Origin of the sequence: Deinococcus metalli (assembly GCF_014201805.1) — a bacterium.
GTDB lineage: Bacteria > Deinococcota > Deinococci > Deinococcales > Deinococcaceae > Deinococcus > Deinococcus metalli.
Genome location: NZ_JACHFK010000001.1, coordinates 285478 through 307644, shown reverse-complemented (window position 1 = coordinate 307644; position 22167 = coordinate 285478). Strand labels below are relative to the sequence as shown.

The window sequence follows — 22167 nt, the reverse complement described above, 5'->3', positions numbered from 1 at the left end:
CGGCCTGAACGTGGCCGGCGCCGTCCGTCCGGGACGCTCAGCTCACCAGGTGGGCGTCGTCCTGCTCGGCCATCATGCGCAGGAAGGCGTCCACGTACTGCGGATCGAACTGGCGGCCTGCCTGCATGCGGATCTCGTTCAGGGCGCGGTCGCGTGTCCACGCGGGCTTGTACGGCCGGGCGTTGGTCAGGGCGTCGTACACGTCGATGATCGTGAACAGCCGCGCGGTGTCCGGAATGTTCTGGCCGCGCAGACCGGAGGGGTAGCCGGTGCCGTCCCAGCGCTCGTGGTGGTAGCGCACCAGGTCGAGTGTCTCGGCCGGCAGGAAATGCAGGTCCTGGAGCATGTCGTAGCCGATGATGGTGTGCTGCTGGATCACCCGGCGCTCCTCAGGGTCGAGGGGCCCGCGCTTGTGCAGCACAGCGTCGGGAATGGCGAGCTTGCCCAGGTCGTGCAGGTACGCGCCCCAGCGCAGCGCCTTGACCTGTTCCTCCGCCCAGCCCAGGCGGCGCGCGAGGCGCTCGGAACTGCGCTCCACGCGCAGGGTGTGGCCGCCGGTGTCGTCGTCGCGGCGTTCCAGGGCCGCGCCCAGCGAGCGCAGGGTGAGCTCGTTCGCGTCGCGCAGCTCGCGGATGGCGGTCCACTGGCCGAGCTGCGCGCCCAGCAGCCGGGCGAAGGACGCGATCACGGTGATCTCGTCCTCGTCGAAGTCCACGTCCTCGCTGCGGGTCAGGATCAGCACGCCCAGGTGGGTGGTGGCGCGGCCGTACACGGCGGCGACATGGTACTTGCGGCGCTGGGGTTTTTTCATCAGTGCGAGCACCTCCTCGGCCACCCAGTGGTCGGCCTGCACCGAACGGCTGTCACTGTCGCTGGGGTGGATGGGCCGTTCCAGGTAGGCCTCGAAGGCGCCGCGCGCCGCGAGGATCATGGGGGTGCCCTGGCGGTACGCCACGAAGGCCATGTTGGGAGCGACCTGCAGCCGGTCGAGGATGTTGATGCCGGCGCGGATGATGGCGTCGGCATCTCGCGCCTCCGCGAGACGTTCGCTGCCGGCGCGCAGGGCGGCGATGGTGTTCCGCTGCCACGCGAGTTCGCGCGCGGAGCCCTGGTCACGCAGCGTGATGAAGCCCAGGCCGCCGATCAGCAGCAGCGCGCCCACGAGGTCCAGCGGGCCGGCGGCCGCGCCGGGCAGCGTGAGCGCCACGACGAATCCGATGGCGTACACGATGGGCGCCAGCCAGCGGGCCGCGCCGCCCAGCGGCCACGAGATCACCCCGACGAGCAGCGCGGCGCCGGCCAGCAGCACCGCCTGGCCGGTCAGGGCCGCAAAGCCGACCGCGCCGAGACACAGCGCGAGCAGCAGGAACGACCACACGGACGGCCGGGACACGCCCGGAGTGTACCACCGTCATAAAGCATTTCTAAAGGCTGCCACGCCCCCCGGCTGGTGGCTCCAGCGCCGAAACATCGGCCAGACCCGCTGGGATCACGCCTCCGGGGCAGCCGCCGGGGGCAGCTCGGCGTCCACCCACACGGTCTTCTGGTCGGTGTAGTGCACCTGACCGGCCGGCGCGCCGCGCGGGCGCCACACAAACTTCACGCGGGTGTAGTCCACGGGCACGGTGCCCCCACCGCGCGCCTTGCTGTGCGCGGCGGCCAGCTGCGCGGCATACAGGATGTCCGGCGGGGACAGGTCCTTGCCGGCGGTGCGGACCAGCACGTGGCTGCCGGGGTAGCCCTGCGCGTGGAACCAGTAGTCGGTGCTGCGCCCGATGCGGTGCGTGAGCGTGGCGTTCTCCTTGTTGTTGCGGCCGACCAGCACCTCGAAGCCGCCGGGCGTGACCGAGCGCAGGCCGTACGGGCTCTTGCCGGGCCGCTCGGCGTGCAGGCTGGCGGCCAGCGCCTCCAGGTCGTCGAGCGAGGCGACCTCCAGGCGGCCAGCGCGCTCCTGCGTCTCGGCCAGTTCCCCGCGCAGCGCGGGCTCCCGCTCGGCCAGGCGCTCGTAGACGTCCTCGCGGCGGCGGGCGCGGGCGTAGCGCTTCTCGGCGTTCTGCACGGCGCTCAGCTGCGGTTCCAGCGCGACCGGGCGCGGCCCGCTGCCGTCGAAGGCGGGCAGGCTCGCGCTGCTCGCGCCGGGCGGCACCTGCGCGGCGTAGGCCATCAGCAGGTCGGCCTCCTCGCGGTCCACGTGCGCGGCGTCCAGCCCGGCCTCGGCGCGGGTCACGTCGGCCAGCTGGTTGTGCAGGAGGGTCAGGCGCTTGTCGAGCGGCTCGCGCAGAGCGCGGCGCAGCGCGGCGGCCTTCTCCGCCCGGGCAGCCTCGCGCGCGCCGTCCTGCATCACGCCCTCGCTGACGCTGGGATCGGCGACCAGCGACGTCAGGGCGTCCAGGGCCGCGGGCACGCGCTCGCCGGGCGCGGCGTCGGCGGGCAGGCCGGCGCGCCGGACGAGTTCCGCGCCCAGCAGCGGACCCAACCCGTCCAGATGTTCGCGCCAGCGGCCCAGCGGCACGCTCGCCAGCGCCGTGGCCTGCGCCTGCGTCAGCGCGCGCGGGTCCGGTTTGTCGTAGGGCGGGGGCGGCGTGTACGGCCCGCCGGTGCGGATGGTGCGGAAGCGGTTGCGCCGCCCCGTGACCTCGCGGGCCGCCATCAGGATGCGGCCGTCCCAGCCCTCGCCCTCCTCCAGCAGCAGCACGTTCGCGTTGCGGCCGGTCACCTCGAACATGATGCGGGTGGGCGCCTGGTCCACGAAGCCGCTCTCGCCGGCGAAGTGCAGCGCCACCACCCGGTCGAGCTTGAGCTGCTCCACGCGCAGCAGGTCGCCCCGGGCGCGGGCGGCCAGCGTGCGCTGGAAGGGACTGCGGGGCTCGCCGCGCAATCTCTCGCGCGACAGGAACAGCACCGGCTGCGGCGGCCGGTACCCGAACACCACGTTGCCCACGCCGTCGAGCAGCAGCGCGGCGGTCGTCTCGTCCGGGAAGACCCAGCCCAGCGTGCGGGCCGGCAGGTGCGGGGCGAGGTCGCGCAGCACCCGCGCGAGCATCAGGCCCTCCACGGCGCACCTCCGGTGGATCGGGCAAAGTAGGCGGAGGTCATCCGGGCATGGTAGCGCCCCGTGACACGCCGGACGCCCCCGGGGTGGGGACGTCCGGCGTCATGGGCGGCGCGTTACCAGAAGTTGCCGAGGCGGAAGGAGAACTTGCCGCTGCCGTTCTGCGGCGAGTACCCGTAGTCAAAGCGCAGGCTGGGCAGCAGCGCCCCGCCGATCCCCAGGTTCAGCTGCACGCCCGCCCCGAAGCCGTAGTTGAGTTTGGCCGCGGTCGTGTCGCTCCACGCGGTGCCGGCGTCCGCGAACAGCACGCCGTACAGGCCCTGGGCGATCCCGGACTTCAGACCGAAGTCGTAGCGGTACTCGGCGCTGCTGGTCACGTAGTGCGTGCCGAACAGGGCGGCGTTGTCCAGGCCGCGCAGCTGGAACGCGGGGTTGGGGCTGCTACCGCCCCCGATGGAGAAGCCGGTGCCGGCCGGCGCCGTGCCGGCGTTCAGGATGGTGCCGGCGTTCAGGCGCACCGCGAACACCTGCTGCTTGGTCTGGACGTTGAGTTCCTTTTCCAGCGTGCGGCCAAAGCCGTAATACTTGATGATCCCGGCCTGCACGTCCGTCCACGACAGCGGCGTGTCGCCCTGCCGGCCGATGTTGTAGCCCGCCGCCAGGCCGCCGCGCAGGCCTGCCCCGGGGAACTCGGCGTTGTCGGTGCTGTCGTAGCTCAGGCCGCCGCTGATGCGGGTGGTGACCGACGCGTCCGGGATCAGCGGGGTGGCGTAGGTCGGCGCGACCAGCACCTCGGTCTCGGTCACATTGCCACTGGCGTCCGTGGATTTGACCTTCACCTTAGCGTTGCCGTCCTGCACGGCGGTGGTGGTGTCCGCCTTGAGGGCTTCCAGGTAGTACGTGCGGTACGACACGCCCACGCCCACGTTCGCGCTGAGGTTCTTGGTGAGGTTGCGGCCCGCGCTGACGCTGAAGCTGGTGGTGCGGGTGGTGTAGTCGAAGCCGGTGTCGCTGCCGGCGTCGGGCTGGACGGTCTTCGTGCCGTCCGAGGAGGTCAGGGTGCCGCTGGTGGGGGTGGTCAGGATCGGCGTGTTGCCGGTGACGTTGCTGCCCGCCGCGACGCTCAGGGCGGTGCGGTTCTTGCGGAAGTCCAGGAAGTCCAGGTCCAGCCACGGGATGGTGTACGACACGTTCCCGACCAGGCTCTGCCCGGCCTCGTTCTGCTGCGCGCCCACGCCGACCGTGAAGTTGTGCCCCAGGCCGAAGGCGTTGGTGTTCGTGTACGCGGCGTCGCCGCCCCAGCCGCCCGCGAAGGAGTCGTAGGTCAGGCCCAGGTTCACGGGAATGCCGGTGGTGGTCTCGGACAGGCCCAGCACGTAGGTCACGTTCTCCGGGGTCTGCGGGTCGCTGCGCACGGTCTCGGTGGTGACCTTCACGAAGCCCAGGCGGGCGATGGCGCCCAGCGACGCGCGCAGTTCGTTGAGGTTGAAGGCCTTGCCGGGTTCCGGCAGTTCACGCAGGATCACGCGGTCGACCGTGCGGTGCTTGCCGGCCCACTGCAGTTCGTAGCCGACGAGTTTCACCTCGCGGACGGTGTAGGTCAGCACGCCGTCTGTGAAGGTGATGGCGTCGCGGGTGCTGATTTCATAGCCGGCCTTGCGGTACACGTCGCGCAGCGCCAGGAAGTCCTCCTGCGCGAGCTGCGGGGTGTAGGTGTCGCCGACCTTGGTCTTGATGGCCGCCTGGAGCTGCGCGGTGGGCACCAGCGTGTTGCCGCTGACCGCGATGCTCTTGACCGGGCCGCTGGCGACGTCGGCCGCGCCGAACAGCACCGTGACCTGACCGGGGTTCTGGGCGTCGGGCTGGAGCGCGAAGCCCACGGGCTTGCCGGTCTGGTTCGCCAGCGTGCGCACGTCCGCCTGGAGCGAGGCGAGCGTCACGGGCTTGCCCTGCTGCGTCTGGAGCGTGGCCTGGGGGTTGCCCAGGTCGCTGGTGTTGATGGCGGCGACCTTGCCCTCGACGACCTGGACCTTCAGGACGCCGTCCGCGAGGGTGCTGGTGCGGGTGTCCACGCCGGCCTGGAGGTACCCGGCCTGGTCGTAGGCCTGCTGGAGGCCCTGCACGGCGGCGTAGTACGCGTCCGGGGTGAACTTCTTGGCATCGTACAGCGGCTTGAAGATCGCGGTGACCGTGCTGGACGGCAGCAGGGTCACGCCGCTGACCTCGACGCGCTTGATGGGCGCGGTCTCGTCCACCACGAAGTTCACCGTGGCGGTGCCGTCCGTGTTCGTCTTCACGTCCGAGCTGATGCTGGGCGCGAACGGATAGCCCTCGCTGGCGTAGTTGCTGGCGAGCGCTTCCTTGGCCTGTTCGAGGCGCTGGGTGTTCAGGGTGGCGCCGGGCGCGATGTTCAGCAGTTCACCGATGGACTTCTTGAAGCCCTCGGCCGGCAGGAACGTCAGGCCCGTGGCGTTCACGGCGCTGATGGTGGGGTTGGACGTGACGGTGATCTGCAGGGTGTCCTTGCCACCGACCGTGCGCAGTTCCGCCACGGCGGTCTTGAAGTACCCGCTGGCGAGCACCTCCTGCTCGACCTGGCGCAGGTTCACGCTGGACAGGGCGGCGCCGGGCTGGACGGTCAGGGTGGCGCGCAGGTAATTGGCCAGCAGTTCGCTGGTGCCGACCACCGTGATGTCCTGCACGGTGCCGGCCGTCTGGGCGACAGCGGGCGCGGCGAGGAGCACGGTGACGGCGAGGGTGAGGGGGTGTCGCATGCTTCTCCTAGTGTCGCACATGGCCCTGAAGTCGCCCCCACGGCGGCGAGGGCGCCTTGGGGGCCGGACGTGGCGAAATCCTGCGCCCACACTTGCCGCTCTGCCCCTGAGAAGGGTGAAGGGTGGCCGCTCCCACAGCGCTCCGGCCGGCGCAGGGCTTGAGCGGACCGGCCCCGTACGGGACAATCACGGCGAGATGCGACGCCCCGTCCGTTCCTGCCAGCCCGGCGCCCAGTTCCGCAGCGGGGAGCGCGCGTGAGCGTTCCAGCCGTGCTTGAGGGACTGCGCGCCGCCGAACGCGCCGCCGGGCGGCCCGAGGGCAGCGCCCGGCTGGTCGCGGTGACCAAGGGCCACACCCTGGCTGAGATCGAGGCGCGTGTCCTGGCACACGGTGCGTTTCCGCTGGGCGAAAGCCGCGGGCAGGAACTGCGCGACAAGTCCGCCGAGCGGCCGGACCTGGAGTGGCATTTCATCGGGCCGCTGCAGCGCAACAAGGTGAAGTACCTGAACCGGGTGGGGCTGGTGCACACCATCGAGGCGGCGTGGCAGGCCGAGGCGATCGCGCAGGCCGCGCAGGGCTGGGGCCACGCGCCGGACGTGCTGCTGCAACTCCACAACGGCGAGGCGCAGAAGCACGGCATTCCTGCTCCGGAGCTGCCGGCCACGCTGCGGGCGGTGCAGGCGACCGGACTGCGCGTGCGCGGCCTGATGGTGATCGCGCCGGACGCGGAGGCGGGGGCGGATCAGGCAGGTATTCTGCGGGTGTTCCAGGACACGGCGGCCCGCGCCCACGACCTGGGCCTGAGTGACCTCAGCATGGGCATGAGCGCTGATTACCCCCTGGCCGTGCAGGCCGGCGCCACCCTGATCCGGGTGGGAAGGAGTCTGTTCACGTGAAATCCACTCCGCTCGACATCCGGCACCAGGAGTTTCCCCAGCGGTTCAACGGCTACGACCGGCACAGCGTACGGGCCTTCCTAAGCGATCTGGCCGAGGAGTTCGAGATGCTGCTGCAACGTCAGCAGGAACAGCAGGACTACCTGCTCGACCTCGAGAAGCAGCTTGAGGAACGCAAGCAGCACGAGGACGAGATCCGCCGCGCGGTGGTGTCGGCCGAGCGCATCGCGCACGAACTGCGCGAGAACGCCGCGCGCGAGAGCGACCTGCTGCTCGCGCAGGCCACCACCCAGCGCGAGGGCGTGCTGCGCGACGCGCAGAGCCGCGGCGCGGAACTCGAGGCGCGGCACCAGGCGCGCGCCGCGGCGCTGGAGGCGGCCTTCCGCACGCGCTTCGCGGAGCTGGAGCGGCGCCTGCACGACCTGACGCTGGAACGCGACCGGGTGCAGGCCCAGCGCCTGATGGACCTCGAGCGCGAGTTCACGGAGCGCCACGGGGAACTCACGACCCGCCTGTCGACGGCCCGCACCGAGTACGCGCACTTCCTGAGCGCGTACCGCTCGCTGATGTCCTCGTTCGCGGAGATGTCCGCCCAGCACGTCCTGCCGGCCGAGGCGGCCCTGAACGCGCCGCGGCTGCCCTCGCACGACCTGATGCCCCCGCTGGCGGCGCCAGAAGCCGACGCGCTGGCCGTGCGCGGCTCCCAGGAAGCGGGCGCGGCGACCAGCCCGGATGAGTCCTCCCGGGTGCTGGACGCGGCCCAGCCGGACCTGCCGGCCGGCGAGCCCCACTCCGACGGCACCCTGACCGGGCAGGAGGAGCGCCAGGGTGCGTGACCCGGCTGCCGCAGCGCTGCCCACCGCCACCCTGCCCGTCGGTGACCCCACGTTCGTGCGCAATCCGTACCCGCTGCTGGCGGACCTGCGGGCGCACACGCCGGTGTTTCACGACCCCGGCCTGAACCGCGTGGTGCTCACCCGCCACGCGGACATCGCCGCGCTGCTGCGTGACCGGCGTTTCGGGCGCAGCGCGCTGCACCGCTACTCGCGGGACGAGCTGGGCTGGCCGCCACCGGACCCGCGGCAGGCGACCTTCGACGCCTTCAACAGCAACCACCTGCTCGACTCCGAGCCGCCCAAGCACACCCGGCTGCGCTCGCTGGTGGGGCTGGCCTTCACGCCACGCCGTGTCGAGGCACTCCAGGCGCGCATCAAGGCGATTCTCGGGGCTCAGCTGGCCGGCCTGCGGGACGCCGGGGCCTTCGACCTCGTCGGTGCCTATGCCGAGCCGCTGCCGGTCACGGTGATCGCGGAGCTGCTGGGCGTGCCGGACGCCGAGCGCCACCAGCTGCGGCCGTGGTCGGCGGCCATCGTGAAACTGTACGAGCCCTCACCCACCCCGCAGGACCAGGACGCCGCCGAGGACGCCGTGCGCGACTTCAGCGCCCTGCTGCGCGACCTGGGCGCCGCGCGCCGCCGTGACCCCAAAGACGACCTGATCACCGCGCTGGTGCAGGTTCAGGACGAGGGCGGCGACCGCCTCAGCGAGCAGGAACTGGTGGACACCTGCATCCTGCTGCTGAACGCCGGGCACGAGGCGAGCGTGAACGGCCTGTCTGCCGGCGTGCTGGCCCTGCTGAGGCGCCCGGCCCACTGGCAGGCCCTGGTGGACGCCGCACCCTCGGCGGACAGTCTGCCCGCCTTCCGCACCGCCGCCGAGGAACTGCTGCGCTTCGACACGCCGCTGCCGATGTTCGAGCGCATCGTGCTGGAGCCCCTGTCCTTACACGGCGCCGAGCTGCGGCCCGGCGACCGGGTGGCGCTGCTGTACGCCAGCGGCAACCGCGACGCGGCCGCCTTCGACCGTCCGGACGAGCTGCGGCTGGACCGCCAGCCCAACCCGCACCTGACCTTCGGGCTGGGCATCCACTACTGCCTGGGAGCGCCGCTGGCCCGGCTGGAACTCGCCCTGAGCCTGCGCGCCCTGTGCCGCGCCCTGCCGGACCTGCGCCTGGCCGACCCGGACGAACTAGGCCAGTACACCGGCGGCTTCGTGATCCGCGGCCTGGCCCGGCTGGACGTGGTGGCGGGCTGACGCTCCGCCCGGGCGCGCTCAGCGGTCGTCGGCCGGCGTGGACGGCGCGAGGGCCGCGGCGGTGGGCCGGCCGACCCGGACGACCTCCCACCACACCGGGTGCAGTTCACCGTCACGGGCGTCGCGCAGGGCCTCGGCGTCGCGGGACAGGGCGAACAGCGCCAGCACGCGGGCAGGACTGCGCGCCACGCTGCGTTCCAGGGCGCGTTCGGCCGTGCGCCGACCCTTGGCGCCGCCCGAGCGGAGCTGGGCGTGCGCCAGCACCGCCAGCAGATGCGCGTCGGCGGGGCGGCCAGTGAGTTCCGCGACCTTCAGGCCCTCGGCCAGCACGCGCAGCGCGGCGTACGGGGCGCCCAGCGCCTGTTCCCCGGCGAGCGTCACGGCGGCCATCAGGGCGGGGGTGTCGCCCTCACGGCGCGCCAGGATGCGGGCCACGTCGGCCTGATCCGCGCGCTGCCCGAGCTGCCAGCGGGCGCGGGCGCGCAGCAGGGCGGTGCGGGCCGTGTCGGGCTGCGCCTCCAGCGCGTCCAGCGCTTCGGCCGCCCGTCCGAGCCGCAACAGGGCGGCGGCGAGTGTCAGCGCGTCCGTGTGCCGGGGATCGGCGGCCCACGCGGCGGCGAGGGTCGGGCGGCCGTACGACAGCGCCAGCGACGCCGCGCCTGCCCGATCGTCCGGCACCAGGGACTGGTACACGGCCTGCACGTCGGGGTGACCGGCGTCGAGGGCGGCGGCGAGACTCAAGGCCGCGCCCCGGTGGGCGGGCGGGGCGCGGCGTGAGTGGCGGTGGGCCGCCCGTGTGGTGGAACCATCCCGCTCAGGATACCGGAGCGGATGAGCTTACGCGCTGAGCGCCAGATCCAGACCGAGGAAACGCCACAGGGCGCGCCGCGGCACACGCAGGCCGCTGTCGTGCTCGACCGCGACGAGGCGGCCGTCACGGATCCAGCGGCGCACGGTGCGTTCGTGGGTGCCGGTGAAGGCGGCGACCTCGGCCACCTTGAGGAGCTTGGGCAGGGTGTGGAACTGTTCGGTCAGGGTCATGGCAGCCCTCCAGAAAAGCGCCCAGAAAAGCGCGTGGGGCCGCCACACGGCAGCCCCAGCAGGATTTCAGATCGGTCGAGTTCGGTCGCCCGCGCGCCGCCGCCCGGCCCGGCACCCTGGGGGCGCGGAGTTACGGTCAGTCGGGTCACTCGCGTCAACTTGCGCAGAGCGTAACACACGGATTGTCACCGCGATGTCACCCTTGCCGGGGGGAATGTTCATGTTGAAACCGCGCCGCCTTGCTCCCATGAGATCGCCCTTCTGCGCCTCAGACGGCCTGTTCGGCGCCCACCCGCCGCGCATTCACACGAAGTTCATGTGACCGGCGCTAGGGTCCGCTTGTCCACCCCGATCCACACGCCATCCTCACCGAAGTCTGCTGCGACGGCGCGCGCGCCCGGTCCCGCCGCCGTTCCCCGGAGGTGCCCATGACCCGTTCCCCCCTGTTCCGACTCGCGTGCTGCACCGCCCTCATCGGCGCCGTCCTCACGGCCTGTGGGCGCAGCGACTCCACGTCCGCCGTGTCCAGCGGCCCGGCCCTGCAGGCCGGCGCGCCCGACCTCTCGGGCCTGGCAGTCGATCCCGGCGCCCGCATCGCTGCGCTGCAACCGCAGGCCACCGAGACGTACGCCATCACCCTGAACTTCGCACCGGGCAGCGCCAGCAGCGTCGTGAACGCCATGACGGCCGCCGCCAAGCGCTGGCAGGGGCTGGTCACGCAGGGCCTGCCGAACGCCACGGTGAACATCGCCGCCAACACCTGCGGCAGCAACGCCGCCTACAGCGGCACCATCGACGACCTGCTGGTGTTCACGGGCAGCAAGAACATCGACGGGCCCGGCGGTATCCTGGCGCAGAGCGGCCCGTGCTCGGTGCGCACGGCGAGCGGCCTGACGCTGTACTCCACCCTGATCTTCGACTCGTCGGACCTGGCGCAGTTCGGCTCGCAGCTCACCGACATCGCCACGCACGAACTCGGGCACTCGCTGGGCATCGGGTCGCTGTGGTCGCGCTTCCGGCTGGTCAGCGGCGCGAACTCCAACAACCCGGTGTACACCGGCGCCAACGGCGTGCGCGAGTACCGCGCGGCGGGCGGCACCCTGAGCAGCGTGCCGGTCGAGAACCAGGGCGGCAGCGGCACCAAGGGCGCGCACTGGCGCGAGACGACCTTCAACACCGAACTCATGACCGGCTACCTCAACAGCGGCGTGAAGAACCCGCTGTCGCGGATCAGCGTGGGCAGCCTGCAGGACATGGGCTACGCCGTGAACTACGCCGGGGCCGATGCCTACAGCGTGCCGCTGGCCGCGCAGGGACGGTCGGGCATCGACCTGGACGGCCGCGAGCAGATCATCGAACCGAAGTACCGCGTGGACTGAGCCCCGCCGCCCGCCCTGCACCCCGTTCCCGGCACGCGCCCGGGGCGGGGTGCTCTACGATCACGGGCGATGACTCTGCTCTCCCAGCTGTCCGGCACCCTGGTCAATGTCGCTACCGTCCTGCTGGGCACACTGATCGGCCTGACCATCGGGGGGCGCCTGCCGCAGCGCACGCAGCGCACCCTGCTCCAGACGCTGAGCCTGGTGGTGCTGTTCATCGGGCTGGACATGGCAGGCAGCGTGAACCGCGTGTCCGGCGGCGCGGTGCCCGGCGTGATCCTGACCCTGCTGAGCCTTGCGGCCGGGGCGGTGATCGGCGAGGCGCTGGGCATCGAGGACCGCCTGGAGCGCCTGGGCGAGCGGCTGCGCGAGCGCTTCCGGGGCGGCAGCCGCTTCACGGAGGGCTTCGTGGCGGCCAGCCTGCTGTTCTGCGTCGGGCCGATGACCGTGATCGGCGGGCTCCAGAACGGCCTGACCGGCGACACTGCCACCTACGTGCTCAAGAGCGTGCTGGACGGCATCGCGGCCCTCGCGCTGGCGGGCGTGTACGGCATCGGCGTGGGCTTCAGCGCCCTGACGGTGCTGCTCGTGCAGGGCGGCCTCAGCGTGGCGGCGGGGGCCTTCGCCTCGGGGCTGCTGGGCGGCGCGGACCCGGGCGTGCTGAAGACGAATCCCTACATCCTGCTGGTCACCGGTGCGGGCGGCATGATGATCGTTGGGATCAGCTGGAACCTGATGCTGGCGGGCCTGGGCTTCGACGACCGGCGGGTGCGGGTCGGCAGCCTGCTCCCGGCGCTGCTGATCGCGCCGCTGGCACTGTGGGCGGCGCTGCGGGTCCAGGGATAGCGCGTCCAGCGCCAGCGCGGGCCGGACGCACACCTGGGCTTACAGATGCGTTCAGGCTTCCTTGATTCTCCGTGTGGGCGCACGGTTCCTTAAGTGCCGCGTCAGGCTGGGCGGGTAGGGTGCCTCCACCCAAGGAGGTTTCACCATGTTCCAGCGAACGACCGTCCGTCCCGCCCAACGCGCCGCCGCCCTGGCCCTGACCACGCTGCTCGGCCTGGGCGCCGCACACGCCAGCCCGGCCAAGATCACCGCGCAGAGCATCATCGTGAACCCCGTCGAGACCAAGCTCAGCGTAGACGTGTGGGTCAACCGCGACCCGGGCGGGAAGGGCAACCCGGTGTACCGCAAGGGCGAGCAGGTCCAGATCGGCCTGAAGACCAACCAGGACGCCTACGTGTACCTGTTCAACGTGAACGCCAACGGCAAGATCGACCTGTTCTTCCCCAACAGCTACGAGGAGAGCAACTTCGTGAAGGCCGGCGTGACCAGGGTGTTCCCCACCCAGGACGCCAAATACACACTCACGGTGGGCGGCCCGAACGGTCAGGACAAGCTGCTCGCGCTGGCGAGCACCACACAGCTCACCCTGGACGACATCGCGCGCTTCGCCGGCGACCAGGGCTTCGCGCAAGTGCGCGTGCAGGGCCAGGAGAACCTTGCGCGCGCCCTGAGCATCATCGTGAGTCCCCTGCCCGCCGATGGCTGGACGACGGACGTGGTGACGTTCCGCGTGGGCGGCCAGCCGCTGGGGACCGCCACCGGCACCGTGACCACCACCCCCGGACAGCCCGCGGCCCAGCCGGCACCCACCCCCCAGCCCGCCCCGACCCCCGCCCCACAGCCCGCGCCCGCCGCGGCGACGTACCAGCCGGGCGAGAAGCAGGATTCCTCGCTCGATCAGGCGATGGTGGACGCCTATGCCCGCTCGAAGGGCGAGGACTCGCTGGGCCAGGCCACCACGTACGCCGTGCCGTGGGGCGACGGTCTGTGGCAGAAGTTCGCGGGGGTCGGCGCGTACGGCGACGCGGTGCTGCTGCACGCGAACGGCAGCAGCCGCTCGTACGCCGTGCACGGCATGCTGCTGGAGCGCTACCTCGCCCTGGCGAAGGCCGAGAACGGCGCGACCCGCCCGCCCGCGCGCCTGGGCTGGGCGGCCGGCGACGAGAAGGTCATCCCGCAGAACCCGCGCGGCACCAGCGGCCTGTACGGCTTCTTCCAGAACGGAGCGCTGTACGGCACCGACAAGTACGGCGTGTTCTGGTTGCAGGGCGCCGTCCTGAAGACCTACCAGGGCCTGGGCGGCAGCGGGTCGTTCCTGGGCTTCCCCACCCGTGACCAGTACACCGTGAACGGCGCGTGGGCCGCCGATTTCGAGGGCGGCAGCATCCGCACCGTGAACGGCACGCCGAAGGTGTACCGCAAGTAACGTCCCGAAGCGAAAAGGCCACCGGACAGAGCGTTCCGGTGGCCTTTTCGTCGGGTGGTGCCTGCGGCTGGAGTTCTCGCCCGGGTCTCAGGCCGGGCACATGCAAGCGCGTTCAGACGCGGGCATCTTCATCGTCCTGCACGGCGCTTTCCTGTTCAGCCCTCCGTCAGATTCAGCCGCTACAGTACGGGCACCTCGAAACAGGTTAAGACCAATCGAGGGATGCACTCCGCTCCGCGCCGGGCGCGACTGGCTGCCCCCTCGCCCCGCTCCTGGCCCCCCGCTCTCCCGGAATCCCGCTGGCAATGTGAGCCGGCGGCCGGGTCAGAATCGGCACGCGTCGTCCGGCGCGCCACTCCGCACTCCAGTTCACCGCCCCTCGCCCGCGTCCCCGGCCCTCAGCAGCCGGGGACGCGGCGCGTGTGGCCCTCAGCTCAGCTTGGCCTTGAACTCCTCGTAGCCGAAGGTCCTGACCCGCTCGTACGAGCCGTCCACGTGCAGGATGCCGATGTCCGGGTGCTTCACGCCGTTGAAGAAGGTCGTCTTGACCATCGTGTAGTGGATCATGTCGTCGAATACCACGCGGTCGCCCACCTCCAGCGGGCGGCCGAACACGTACTCGCCCACCACGTCGCCCGCCAGGCATGTCGTCCCGCCGATCAGGTAGGCGTGCCCGGCCGGCGCGTCCACCGCTTCCCGGTGGTCATGCTCCGGCGGGTCGCCGGCGCCCAGGATGCGCGGCCGGTACGGCATCTCCAGCACGTCGGGCATGTGGGCCGAGACCGACACGTCCAGCAGCGCAGCGTCCTTGACGTTGTGCACCACGTCCAGCACGCGGCTCACCAGCCACCCGGTCTGCCACCCGAAGGCGCTGCCCGGCTCCAGGATCACGTGCACGCCCCACTTCTCGCGGAACGCGCGCACCACGCGGATCAGGCGGTCGATGTCGTAGCCCTCGCGGGTCATCAGGTGGCCGCCGCCGAAATTCACCCACGTCATGCGCGGCAGGAACTCGCCGAAGTTGCGCTCCAGCACCTCCAGCGTGCGCTCCAGCGTGTCGCTGTCCTTCTCGCACAGCGTGTGGAAGTGCAGGCCGTCCACGCCGTCCAGCAGGTCCTCGCGGAATTCCCGGCGCGTGACGCCCAGGCGCGAGTACGGCCCGGCCGGGTTGTACAGGTCGGTCTCGACCTCGGCGTACTCGGGATTCACGCGGATGCCCACATGCACGGTCTTGCCCGCCGCCCGCGCCGCCTCGACCTGTGGCCGGAAGCGCGCCCACTGCGAGAAGGAGTTGAACACCAGGTGGTCGGCCAGGTCCAGCACCCGGGGGAAGTCCTCGTCGGCGTACGCGGGGGCGTAGACGTGCACCTCGCCCTGCATCTCCTCTTTCGCCAGGATCGCCTCGTTCAGCGAGCTGGCGGTCGCGCCGGTGATGCCGTACTCGCGCAGGACCGGGAACGCCGACCACATCGAGAAGCCCTTGAAGGCCACGATGATCTGCGCGCCGCTCTCGCGCTGCACGTACTCGATCAGGGCGAGGTTCCGGCGCAGGCGGGACTCGTCCAGCACGAAGGCCGGACTGGGAATCGCGGCCCAGTCGATGGACTCCACGGGCATCACGTCGGGCAGGCGCAGATCGGCAACGGTCATGCCGCACAGGGTAACGGCTGACGGTGCCCCGGATCGTCAGTGGCGCTGCGGTGAGAGGTCACGGGCGCTCCGGCCACGTGTCCTGCCACGCCCGGCCGGTGCCCGTGTGCGGCTGGATACCACCGCCCTCCTTACCACTGGTGCCCGAACAGCGAGGCGATCAGACGCACGACCGCGATTCCGGCCAGCCAGTGCCACCAGCTCAGGCGGAAGCCGGAGCGGGCCGGGGCCGGGACGTGCGACATGGGCCTGAGTGCGGGGCGCCTGGCCGTGGCCGCCTGCCAGTCCCGGTCGGAGGTCTTCTTCAGCACTTTCCCTGACGCCGCGTGGCCACTACCTGCCGCCCGCTCCAGCAGGTGCTTGGCGTAGTCCAGGCTGCCCTGGAGGGGAGCCGTGTCGACCGGCCGCAGCACATCGTCCTCGCCAAGTTCGACATTGCCGGCACGCAGCTGCTGAGCAAGCTCGAGGCGCGCGTCGTTGTCGCCAGCATCGGCGGCGCGGTGCAGGTAGCGGTACTTCTGGCGCGGCTCCAGGGCGAACTGGCGTTCGTAGTCGTCGTACTGCCGGTACACCTCCCAGCTCATCTCTCCGCTCATCAGGTTCGCGGCCTGCAGGATGTCGTCCCGCTTCTGCGCGGCGTCCGACTCGGTCGGGTGGGTCACCAGGCCGCGCAGGTACACGATGGTCTCGGCCGCCTCGGTGTGGCCCTGATCACGGGCAGCCTTGAGCAGCGGCAGGGCGTCCGGCAGCCGCCAGTTCGGGTGGGTGAGCTGCAGTCTCCCGAGCATGACCGCCGCGTCCGGATCGCCGGCACCCGCGGCGCGCGTGAGGAGCGCCCCGATCCGTGGCGTTTCGGGCAGCGCCCAGTCGCCGCTGTTGTGTAGCGCCCACGCGAAGTTTCCGTGTGGCGTGATGGTGTCGTCCTGCTCGGCGGCTGTCAGGAAGCGGCGCAGGGCCTCCAGGCGCTCGGCGGTGACGGCCCTCGCGTGGGACAGGGCGATGAAGAGCTGCTCCGACTGTGCGGGGTGCAGGTCTGCGGCCAGTCGGGCGCGCTCCACGCCCAGCACCGGGTCGTTCGCGAAGTGCAGGGCGTGATGCGACACGTGCGAGTGGAACTCCGCCCACAGGCGCTGCACGTCCATGTCGGAGAGCAGCCGCGCCTCCTGCTGCTGGCGCACGAAGGTCAGCATGTGCTCCTCGCTGCCGCCCCACTCGGCGCGCAGGTTCAGCAGCATCAGGCGGCGCAGTGTGTAGCTGCCCGGATTGTCGTGCACGCCCCGGGTGAACCACTCCGGATAGGCCTGGCGCTGCACGTCGTCCAGGGTCAGGTCGCAGCCCCGGGTACCACTCACCCGGCCCAGGATGGTGGCGGCCACCAGCGGATTCGCGGTCAGGGTGGTGGCCCGGTGCGCGAAGGCGTCCGCCTGGGCCAGGAAGTGCTGTAGGGCCCGCCAGCCCTGGTCGCTGACGAGATTGGACGTCATGTGGCCGCGCGCTTCCCACCCGCGCCCGAGGAACCACGCGGCCATGGCGACGTGTGGCGCGTAGGCGTCCGGGTGCTCCGAGAGCCATGACCGGAAGCCCTCGGCCAGCGTAAGATCCGACGAGTCGAATGGCTGGAAGGCGCTCAGCAGGTCGCGCTCCCCGATCTCGCCGGCCTCGAACTGCCCCTGCCGGCCATTCAGGAACGTATGGAGCTGACCGATGTGACCGGAGCGCAACAGGGACAAGGGAGCAGGAGCCGCATCGTTCATCGTCCCTTCATGCTAGCGGGACGCACCTCTGCGCGAGGTGCAGATCCGCACGCCCCTACCGGGTGATGCGGAAGCTCGCGGCGAACGCCCTGGTCTTCTGGGCCATATCGCCCTGCTTGCCCAGCACGGTCGTGCCAGTGACGATGTACGCCCGCGTGCCCTTGACGGTGTAGATGGCGATGAAGTACAGGCTGAAGTCGCCCTGCTTGCCGGTGTACACGACCTCGTTCGCCGGCCGCCCGCCCAGCGTGACGGCCCGCGCCTGGATGATCTGTCCGCCACTGACGTACTTCCTGATCTGGGCGAGGCTGCCCTGGTGGAACTGCGCCTGCGTGGTCCCGGCGGGGACAGTCTGCACGATGACGTTGATGTTCGGTCCGAAGCCGTTCACGCGCTGCGGGTTGAGGTACACCACCGCCGTGCCGGCGTAGTCCACCTTGTCCCACCCGGCGGGGGCGGTGACGGTGAAGCCGTTCTTGCTGTCCGTGAAGGTGACGGCGTGGGCGCTGCCGAGCAGCAGCGCCGCGAGGGCCAGGCGAGTGCGGGTCATGCCCCAGTGTAGGCAGCGGGCGTGAGGGGACCGGTCCAACCCGGCGTGGTGGCCCCGTCAGCCGGCCGTGAAGCGCAGCGTGCCGGGCGGCACGTCCCCGCCCGGCGTGTGGGTGGGCACCAGGGTGCTGGTGCTCAGGCCCGCCGCGTAGCGCACGTCCTCGCCCAGGCCCAGGCTGGCCAGGCGGGCGCCGTGCGCGCTGCTGCCCAGCGCCTCCAGCGGGTTGCCGCCGCTGCGGCGCACCGTCAGGGCAATGCGGGCGCCGTCGTCAATGCTGAATTCTCCCATGGCGAGCAGGTATTCGGCCAGCACGCCAGCGGCGTACACGTCCTCCAGGCCGACGCGCTCGTCGGTGCCAGCGCACACGATGGCGATCTCCTCGGTAGCGGTCGCGCGGGCACGCCGGGCAGCGGCGTGGGCGTTCGTGAGGGCCGCGAGGAACACGTGCTTGCCGGTCTGCGCGGCGGTGTGCGCGGCCCCGGTGCCGTTGGTGGTGTTCATCACGACGGTGCGGCCGGTGAAGTTCTGCGCGGCGGCCTCGACCGGACTGTTGCCGAAGTCGAAGCCGGGAATGGGCAGGCCGCCGCGCTCGCCGCCCAGCACGTAGGCGCCGCTGCCCTCCTGCCGCAGGTTCAGGGCGACGTCCGGCGTGGCGGTCAGCAGCAGGGCCTCCGCACCGCGTTCCAGGTACGTGACGGCCGTGGTGGTGGCGCGCAGCACGTCGATGACCATCACGACGTCGGGGTACTGCCCGTGCGGCAGCAGGTCCACGCGCAGCCTCAAGCGCGCCCCGGACGGCACCATGCCGCTGTGAAGGAGGTATGCGGGACCGGCAGACCGTCCGGGACGGCCGTGAGCCGGCCAGGGCACGTCCGGCTCACTTGAGGGCCTCGCGCAGCCGCTCCAGGCCGGCGGCCGCACCGTCCGAGCCGAACACGGCGCTGCCGGCGACCAGGGCGGTCGCGCCGGCATGTACCAGGGCGCGGGCGTTGGTGGGGCTCACGCCGCCGTCCACCTCCAGCTCGGCGGGGCTGTCCAGGTCGTCCAGCCAGCGGCGCAGGGTCCTGACGCGATCCAGGCTCTGCGGGATGAACTTCTGCCCGCCGAAGCCGGGGTTCACGCTCATGACCAGCACCAGGTCCACGTCGGCCAGCACGGGGCGCACAGCTTCCAGCGGCGTGCCGGGGTTGAGGGTCACGCCGGCCTTCTTGCCGAGTTCGCGGATCTGCTGCACGGCGCGGTGCACGTGTGGTGTGGATTCCACATGCACGGTCAGGCCGTCCGCACCGGCCTCCGCGAAGTCGCGCAGGTAGCGCTCGGGACGGTCGATCATCAGGTGCACGTCCAGAAACAGGTTCGACGCGCGCCGGGCGGCGGCGAGGATGGGCAGACCGAAGGAGATGTTCGGCACGAACTGCCCGTCCATCACGTCCACGTGCGCCCAGTCGGCGCTCTGGATGGCCCGGAGTTCCTCGCCCAGTCGGGTGAAGTCGCAGGACAGCAGGCTGGGCGCGAGGTGGACGCGGCGCGGCGCGGCGGAATCTGGAGGCACGCCAAGCAGTCTAACATTGCTCACATTGACTGGGAACAGAACGCAGGCCGGCGATTCTGCCCCATACGCACGCCGCCCCGCGCCGGCCGCTCAAAGGCCAGTGCGGGGCGGCGTGCCGGCCGGCGTCAGCGGCCGTAGAACGCGGTCAGGCTGGTCTTGGCGAGGGTCGCGCCGTTCAGGTTGAAGCCCAGCACGGCGGGCGACACCCCGGCCGGCAGCGGGAGGGTCTTGTTCAGCGCGTACAGCGTGATCACGTAGCGGTGGGCGCGGTCGCCCACGGGCGGGCACGCGCCGGTGTAGCCGGGGCCACCGCCGTCGTTGTTCAGCTGCGCGGCGCCTGCGGGCAGGGTTCCGCCCGCGCTGCCGGCGCCCTCGGCCAGGCCGGTCGCGCTGGCGGGGATGTTGTACACGGCCCAGTGCCAGAACCCGCTGCCGGTGGGAGCGTCCGGGTCGTACATGGTGAGCACGTAGCTGACGGTGCCGGCGGGCGCGCCGCCCCAGCTCAGGGCCGGGCTGATGTTGCCGCCGGTGCAGCCGTTGCCGCTGCCGACCTGCGCGGTGGGCAGCGCCGTGCCGTTGGCCACGGTGGGGCTGGTCAGGCGCAGGCTCATAGGCGTGGCGGCGGGAGCCGGCTGCGCGACGGTGAGGCGCTGTGCGGGCGGCAGGCCGCCGTTGCCGGCGTTCGCGCCGCCGATCATGGTGGTGGGCGCGCACGCGGCGAGACCCACACCGACGGCGAGCAGACCCAGGGCTTGTGCAGGAGTGAACATGGGTATCCTCCAGGAAATGAGATGCCTGTGGTCAGGGCGCGGCACGCTGGACGCGCCGCGTGATTCGGCCCACAGATCACATGAACGTTAAACGGCCGGGCGTCACGGCTGGATGGGAGGGGCTTTAGCGTATCGAGACGTCCGGCAGGTCGCAGCACGCCCGCCCCAAACGCCCGTTAGGCCGCGCGTGGCATCATGTCGGTCAACGGAGGCACCGATGACCGACCCCACCCCCACCGACCTGAGCGCGTGGAAGGCCGTGGCCCGCAGGGATCTGAGGGGCGCCGAGCCCGAGACCCTGAACCGCGACACGCCCGAGGGCCTGACCACGAAAGCGCTGTACACCGAAGCCGACCTGGCGGGCGTGGACGTGAGCACCCTGCCGGGCCTGCCGCCCTACACGCGCGGCCCGCGCGCCACCATGTACGCCGCCCGCCCGTGGACGATCCGGCAGTACGCGGGCTTCTCCACCGCCGAAGCATCGAACGCCTTCTACCGCCGCAACCTCGCCGCCGGGCAAAAGGGCCTGTCGGTGGCCTTCGACCTCGCCACGCACCGCGGCTACGACAGCGACCACCCGCGCGTGGTGGGCGACGTGGGCAAGGCCGGGGTCGCCATCGACTCGGTCGAGGACATGAAGCTGCTGTTCGACGGCATTCCGCTGTCGGAGATGTCGGTGTCCATGACCATGAACGGCGCGGTGCTGCCCATCCTGGCCGGGTACATCGTGGCGGGGCTGGAGCAGGGCGCGGGACTGGAGCAGCTCTCGGGTACCATCCAGAACGACATCCTCAAAGAGTTCATGGTGCGCAACACCTACATCTACCCGCCGGCGCCCAGCATGCGGATCATCGCGGACATCATCGAGTACACGGCGCAGCACATGCCGCGCTTCAATTCGATCTCGATCTCCGGCTACCATCTGCAGGAAGCCGGCGCGAACGCTGCGCTGGAACTCGCGTACACGCTGGCGGACGGTCTGGAGTACGTGCGGGCCGCGCTGGACCGGGGCCTGGACATCGACACCTTCGCGCCGCGCCTGAGCTTCTTCTTCGGCATCGGCATGAACTTCTACACCGAGATCGCCAAGCTGCGCGCCGCGAGGCTGCTGTGGAGCGAGCTGATGGAGCCGTTCGGGCCGAAGAACCCCATGAGCCGCGCCCTGCGCACCCACTGCCAGACCTCCGGGTGGTCGCTGACCGAGCAGGACCCGTACAACAACGTCGTGCGCACGACCATCGAGGCGATGGCGGCCGTGTTCGGCGGCACCCAGAGCCTGCACACGAACTCGTTTGACGAGGCGACCTCGCTGCCCACCGAGTTCTCGGCCCGCATCGCGCGCAACACGCAGCTCGTGCTCCAGGAGGAGACGGGCATTCCGGACGTGATCGACCCGTGGGGCGGCAGTTTCCTGATGGAACGCCTGACGCACGACCTGGCCGAGAAGGCGCGGGACCTCATGCGCGAGGTCGAGGAGCTGGGCGGGATGGCCAAGGCCATCGAGAGCGGCGTGCCGAAGCTGCGGATCGAGGAATCGGCGGCGCGCAAGCAGGCCCGCATCGACCGGGGCGAGGACGTGATCGTCGGCGTGAACAAGTACCGCCCGGCCGAGACGACCGCCGTGGACGTGCTGGACATCGACAACGCCGCCGTACGCTCGGCGCAGGTCGCCCGGCTGGAGCAGGTCAGGGCCAGCCGCGATCCGCAGGCGGTGCAGACCACGCTGGACGCGCTGGAACGCGCGGCCCGCAGCGGCGAGGGCAACCTGCTGGCCCTGAGCGTCGACGCCATGCGCGCCCGCTGCACGGTGGGCGAGGTCTCGGGCGCCCTGGAACGCGCGTGGGGCCGCCACGCCGCCGAGATCCGCACGCTGTCCGGCGTGTACGCCGCCGGCTACGACGGCGACGAGGGCTTCAGCGCCCTGAAGGGCGAGATCGAGGCCTTTGCGCGTGAGGAGGGCCGGCGCCCACGCCTGCTGGTGGTGAAGATGGGCCAGGACGGGCACGACCGCGGCGCTAAGGTGATCGCCACGGGCTTCGCGGACCTGGGCTTCGACGTGGACGTGGGCCCGCTGTTCCAGACGCCCGCGGAGGCCGCGCGGCAGGCCATCGAGAACGACGTGCACGTGGTGGGCGTGAGCAGCCAGGCGGCCGGGCACAAGACCCTGGTGCCGCAACTCGTGCAGGCGCTGCGCGAGGAGGACGCCGGCGACATCCTGGTGGTGGTGGGCGGCGTGATCCCGCCGCAGGACTACGCGGCGCTGCGGGACGCGGGCGCGGCCGGCATCTTCGGGCCGGGCACCCCGATCCTGCACTCGGCGCGGGAAGTGCTGCGGCTGCTGCGCGAGCGGCGCACGCAACCCGCGTGAGCCCCGGCGCGTAC

General features: G+C 71.4%; 18 protein-coding genes. 7 read left to right on the top strand and 11 right to left on the bottom strand.

Going from position 1 to position 22167, the window contains the following annotated elements:
• Window positions 1–37 precede the first annotated feature (37 nt).
• The 3 genes from HNQ07_RS01550 to bamA form a co-directional block, all read right to left on the bottom strand.
• On the bottom strand, window positions 38–1393 hold the full coding sequence (locus HNQ07_RS01550) for an HD-GYP domain-containing protein (RefSeq protein WP_229831792.1): 1356 nt from the start codon (window positions 1391–1393) through the stop codon (window positions 38–40).
• A gap of 96 nt (window positions 1394–1489) precedes the next feature.
• Window positions 1490–3055: an NFACT RNA binding domain-containing protein gene (locus HNQ07_RS01545; protein WP_184109134.1), complete on the bottom strand. Its 1566-nt coding sequence runs from the start codon at window positions 3053–3055 to the stop codon at window positions 1490–1492.
• Window positions 3056–3168: 113 nt separating this feature from the next.
• Entirely contained in the window at window positions 3169–5826 is a 2658-nt protein-coding gene (gene bamA / locus HNQ07_RS01540; RefSeq protein WP_184109133.1) for an outer membrane protein assembly factor BamA, read from the bottom strand.
• Between the two features lie 255 nt (window positions 5827–6081).
• Between bamA and HNQ07_RS01535 the strand changes: the two genes are divergently transcribed.
• Genes HNQ07_RS01535 through HNQ07_RS01525 form a run of 3 tightly spaced genes read left to right on the top strand, consistent with a single transcriptional unit; the run spans window position 6082 to window position 8817 of the window.
• A complete protein-coding gene (locus HNQ07_RS01535) occupies window positions 6082–6723 on the top strand; it encodes a YggS family pyridoxal phosphate enzyme (RefSeq protein WP_184109132.1) in 642 nt (213 codons plus the stop codon).
• Window positions 6720–7559 (top strand): DivIVA domain-containing protein, encoded by an 840-nt coding sequence (locus HNQ07_RS01530; protein ID WP_184109131.1) that lies wholly within the window; start codon window positions 6720–6722, stop codon window positions 7557–7559. Before HNQ07_RS01535 ends, HNQ07_RS01530 begins: the two co-directional genes overlap by 4 nt.
• Window positions 7552–8817, top strand: a complete 1266-nt coding sequence (locus HNQ07_RS01525; protein WP_229831793.1) for a cytochrome P450 — start codon at window positions 7552–7554, stop codon at window positions 8815–8817. The genes HNQ07_RS01530 and HNQ07_RS01525 overlap by 8 nt, the downstream gene beginning before the upstream one ends.
• Window positions 8818–8835: 18 nt before the next feature.
• Here HNQ07_RS01525 and HNQ07_RS01520 read toward each other — a convergent pair whose 3' ends face one another.
• Both HNQ07_RS01520 and HNQ07_RS01515 read right to left on the bottom strand, forming a co-directional pair.
• Window positions 8836–9558 (bottom strand): hypothetical protein, encoded by a 723-nt coding sequence (locus tag HNQ07_RS01520; RefSeq protein ID WP_184109130.1) that lies wholly within the window; start codon window positions 9556–9558, stop codon window positions 8836–8838.
• Window positions 9559–9654: 96 nt separating this feature from the next.
• Window positions 9655–9858, bottom strand: a complete 204-nt coding sequence (locus HNQ07_RS01515) for a helix-turn-helix domain-containing protein (protein WP_184109129.1) — start codon at window positions 9856–9858, stop codon at window positions 9655–9657.
• A 428-nt stretch (window positions 9859–10286) separates the two neighbouring features.
• Here HNQ07_RS01515 and HNQ07_RS01510 point away from each other — a divergent pair, with 428 nt between their 5' ends.
• The 3 genes from HNQ07_RS01510 to HNQ07_RS01500 all read left to right on the top strand — a co-directional run bounded on the left by HNQ07_RS01510 (window position 10287) and on the right by HNQ07_RS01500 (window position 13509).
• On the top strand, window positions 10287–11237 hold the full coding sequence (locus tag HNQ07_RS01510) for a leishmanolysin-related zinc metalloendopeptidase (RefSeq protein WP_184109128.1): 951 nt from the start codon (window positions 10287–10289) through the stop codon (window positions 11235–11237).
• A 69-nt stretch (window positions 11238–11306) separates the two neighbouring features.
• Window positions 11307–12083: a DUF554 domain-containing protein gene (locus tag HNQ07_RS01505; protein ID WP_184109127.1), complete on the top strand. Its 777-nt coding sequence runs from the start codon at window positions 11307–11309 to the stop codon at window positions 12081–12083.
• Window positions 12084–12228: 145 nt separating this feature from the next.
• The gene (locus tag HNQ07_RS01500) at window positions 12229–13509 is read left to right on the top strand and encodes a DUF4384 domain-containing protein (RefSeq protein WP_184109126.1); all 1281 of its coding nucleotides are present in this window, start codon (window positions 12229–12231) and stop codon (window positions 13507–13509) included.
• 429 nt (window positions 13510–13938) lie between these two features.
• On the opposite strand, the gene nspC is transcribed toward HNQ07_RS01500, so the two are convergent.
• The 6 genes from nspC to HNQ07_RS01470 form a co-directional block, all read right to left on the bottom strand.
• Entirely contained in the window at window positions 13939–15159 is a 1221-nt protein-coding gene (gene nspC / locus HNQ07_RS01495) for a carboxynorspermidine decarboxylase (RefSeq protein ID WP_184109125.1), read from the bottom strand.
• Window positions 15160–15290: 131 nt separating this feature from the next.
• Complete coding sequence (locus HNQ07_RS01490; protein WP_184109124.1) at window positions 15291–16913, bottom strand: DUF4034 domain-containing protein; 1623 nt, start codon at window positions 16911–16913, stop codon at window positions 15291–15293.
• Window positions 16914–16968: 55 nt separating this feature from the next.
• Entirely contained in the window at window positions 16969–17463 is a 495-nt protein-coding gene (locus HNQ07_RS01485; RefSeq protein ID WP_184109123.1) for a DcrB-related protein, read from the bottom strand.
• A 57-nt stretch (window positions 17464–17520) separates the two neighbouring features.
• Window positions 17521–18246 carry a 2-phosphosulfolactate phosphatase gene (locus tag HNQ07_RS01480; protein WP_184109122.1) on the bottom strand — a complete coding sequence of 242 codons (726 nt, stop codon included), beginning with the start codon at window positions 18244–18246 and terminating at the stop codon, window positions 17521–17523.
• Between the two features lie 94 nt (window positions 18247–18340).
• Window positions 18341–19015: a ribulose-phosphate 3-epimerase gene (rpe, locus tag HNQ07_RS01475; protein WP_184109121.1), complete on the bottom strand. Its 675-nt coding sequence runs from the start codon at window positions 19013–19015 to the stop codon at window positions 18341–18343.
• Between the two features lie 125 nt (window positions 19016–19140).
• Window positions 19141–19785 carry a YbhB/YbcL family Raf kinase inhibitor-like protein gene (locus HNQ07_RS01470; RefSeq protein WP_229831794.1) on the bottom strand — a complete coding sequence of 215 codons (645 nt, stop codon included), beginning with the start codon at window positions 19783–19785 and terminating at the stop codon, window positions 19141–19143.
• A 217-nt stretch (window positions 19786–20002) separates the two neighbouring features.
• Here HNQ07_RS01470 and scpA point away from each other — a divergent pair, with 217 nt between their 5' ends.
• Window positions 20003–22153 (top strand): methylmalonyl-CoA mutase, encoded by a 2151-nt coding sequence (gene scpA / locus HNQ07_RS01465; protein ID WP_184109120.1) that lies wholly within the window; start codon window positions 20003–20005, stop codon window positions 22151–22153.
• Window positions 22154–22167 lie beyond the last annotated feature (14 nt).